The sequence below is a fragment of the Escherichia sp. 94.0001 genome, assembly GCF_013369155.2.
Classification (GTDB): Bacteria; Pseudomonadota; Gammaproteobacteria; order Enterobacterales; family Enterobacteriaceae; genus Escherichia; species Escherichia coli_F.
On the sequence record NZ_JABWMS020000135.1, the window covers coordinates 1 to 3084 of the forward strand.

Sequence of the window (3084 nt, forward strand, 5' to 3'; positions counted from 1 at the left end):
GAAACATCTTCGGGTTGTGAGGTTAAGCGACTAAGCGTACACGGTGGATGCCCTGGCAGTCAGAGGCGATGAAGGACGTGCTAATCTGCGATAAGCGTCGGTAAGGTGATATGAACCGTTATAACCGGCGATTTCCGAATGGGGAAACCCAGTGTGATTCGTCACACTATCATTAACTGAATCCATAGGTTAATGAGGCGAACCGGGGGAACTGAAACATCTAAGTACCCCGAGGAAAAGAAATCAACCGAGATTCCCCCAGTAGCGGCGAGCGAACGGGGAGCAGCCCAGAGCCTGAATCAGTGTGTGTGTTAGTGGAAGCGTCTGGAAAGGCGCGCGATACAGGGTGACAGCCCCGTACACAAAAATGCACATACTGTGAGCTCGATGAGTAGGGCGGGACACGTGGTATCCTGTCTGAATATGGGGGGACCATCCTCCAAGGCTAAATACTCCTGACTGACCGATAGTGAACCAGTACCGTGAGGGAAAGGCGAAAAGAACCCCGGCGAGGGGAGTGAAAAAGAACCTGAAACCGTGTACGTACAAGCAGTGGGAGCCTCTTTATGGGGTGACTGCGTACCTTTTGTATAATGGGTCAGCGACTTATATTCTGTAGCAAGGTTAACCGAATAGGGGAGCCGAAGGGAAACCGAGTCTTAACTGGGCGTTAAGTTGCAGGGTATAGACCCGAAACCCGGTGATCTAGCCATGGGCAGGTTGAAGGTTGGGTAACACTAACTGGAGGACCGAACCGACTAATGTTGAAAAATTAGCGGATGACTTGTGGCTGGGGGTGAAAGGCCAATCAAACCGGGAGATAGCTGGTTCTCCCCGAAAGCTATTTAGGTAGCGCCTCGTGAATTCATCTCCGGGGGTAGAGCACTGTTTCGGCAAGGGGGTCATCCCGACTTACCAACCCGATGCAAACTGCGAATACCGGAGAATGTTATCACGGGAGACACACGGCGGGTGCTAACGTCCGTCGTGAAGAGGGAAACAACCCAGACCGCCAGCTAAGGTCCCAAAGTCATGGTTAAGTGGGAAACGATGTGGGAAGGCCCAGACAGCCAGGATGTTGGCTTAGAAGCAGCCATCATTTAAAGAAAGCGTAATAGCTCACTGGTCGAGTCGGCCTGCGCGGAAGATGTAACGGGGCTAAACCATGCACCGAAGCTGCGGCAGCGACGCTTATGCGTTGTTGGGTAGGGGAGCGTTCTGTAAGCCTGCGAAGGTGTACTGTGAGGTATGCTGGAGGTATCAGAAGTGCGAATGCTGACATAAGTAACGATAAAGCGGGTGAAAAGCCCGCTCGCCGGAAGACCAAGGGTTCCTGTCCAACGTTAATCGGGGCAGGGTGAGTCGACCCCTAAGGCGAGGCCGAAAGGCGTAGTCGATGGGAAACAGGTTAATATTCCTGTACTTGGTGTTACTGCGAAGGGGGGACGGAGAAGGCTATGTTGGCCGGGCGACGGTTGTCCCGGTTTAAGCGTGTAGGCTGGTTTTCCAGGCAAATCCGGAAAATCAAGGCTGAGGCGTGATGACGAGGCACTACGGTGCTGAAGCAACAAATGCCCTGCTTCCAGGAAAAGCCTCTAAGCATCAGGTAACATCAAATCGTACCCCAAACCGACACAGGTGGTCAGGTAGAGAATACCAAGGCGCTTGAGAGAACTCGGGTGAAGGAACTAGGCAAAATGGTGCCGTAACTTCGGGAGAAGGCACGCTGATATGTAGGTGAAGCGACTTGCTCGTGGAGCTGAAATCAGTCGAAGATACCAGCTGGCTGCAACTGTTTATTAAAAACACAGCACTGTGCAAACACGAAAGTGGACGTATACGGTGTGACGCCTGCCCGGTGCCGGAAGGTTAATTGATGGGGTTAGCGCAAGCGAAGCTCTTGATCGAAGCCCCGGTAAACGGCGGCCGTAACTATAACGGTCCTAAGGTAGCGAAATTCCTTGTCGGGTAAGTTCCGACCTGCACGAATGGCGTAATGATGGCCAGGCTGTCTCCACCCGAGACTCAGTGAAATTGAACTCGCTGTGAAGATGCAGTGTACCCGCGGCAAGACGGAAAGACCCCGTGAACCTTTACTATAGCTTGACACTGAACATTGAGCCTTGATGTGTAGGATAGGTGGGAGGCTTTGAAGTGTGGACGCCAGTCTGCATGGAGCCGACCTTGAAATACCACCCTTTAATGTTTGATGTTCTAACGTAGGCCCCTTATCGGGGTTGCGGACAGTGTCTGGTGGGTAGTTTGACTGGGGCGGTCTCCTCCTAAAGAGTAACGGAGGAGCACGAAGGTTGGCTAATCCTGGTCGGACATCAGGAGGTTAGTGCAATGGCATAAGCCAGCTTGACTGCGAGCGTGACGGCGCGAGCAGGTGCGAAAGCAGGTCATAGTGATCCGGTGGTTCTGAATGGAAGGGCCATCGCTCAACGGATAAAAGGTACTCCGGGGATAACAGGCTGATACCGCCCAAGAGTTCATATCGACGGCGGTGTTTGGCACCTCGATGTCGGCTCATCACATCCTGGGGCTGAAGTAGGTCCCAAGGGTATGGCTGTTCGCCATTTAAAGTGGTACGCGAGCTGGGTTTAGAACGTCGTGAGACAGTTCGGTCCCTATCTGCCGTGGGCGCTGGAGAACTGAGGGGGGCTGCTCCTAGTACGAGAGGACCGGAGTGGACGCATCACTGGTGTTCGGGTTGTCATGCCAATGGCACTGCCCGGTAGCTAAATGCGGAAGAGATAAGTGCTGAAAGCATCTAAGCACGAAACTTGCCCCGAGATGAGTTCTCCCTGACCCTTTAAGGGTCCTGAAGGAACGTTGAAGACGACGACGTTGATAGGCCGGGTGTGTAAGCGCAGCGATGCGTTGAGCTAACCGGTACTAATGAACCGTGAGGCTTAACCTTACAACGCCGAAGATGTTTTGGCGGATTGAGAGAAGATTTTCAGCCTGATACAGATTAAATCAGAACGCAGAAGCGGTCTGATGAAACAGAATTTGCCTGGCGGCCTTAGCGCGGTGGTCCCACCTGACCCCATGCCGAACTCAGAAGTGAAACGCCGTAGC

General features: G+C 53.1%; 2 rRNA genes. Both read left to right on the top strand.

Going from position 1 to position 3084, the window contains the following annotated elements:
• The first annotated feature begins 20 nt into the window (after positions 1–20).
• Positions 21–2923: ribosomal RNA gene (locus HEN33_RS24495) — 23S ribosomal RNA — on the top strand.
• 95 nt (positions 2924–3018) lie between these two features.
• Positions 3019–3084: ribosomal RNA gene (gene rrf / locus HEN33_RS24500) — 5S ribosomal RNA — on the top strand; the annotation flags it as partial.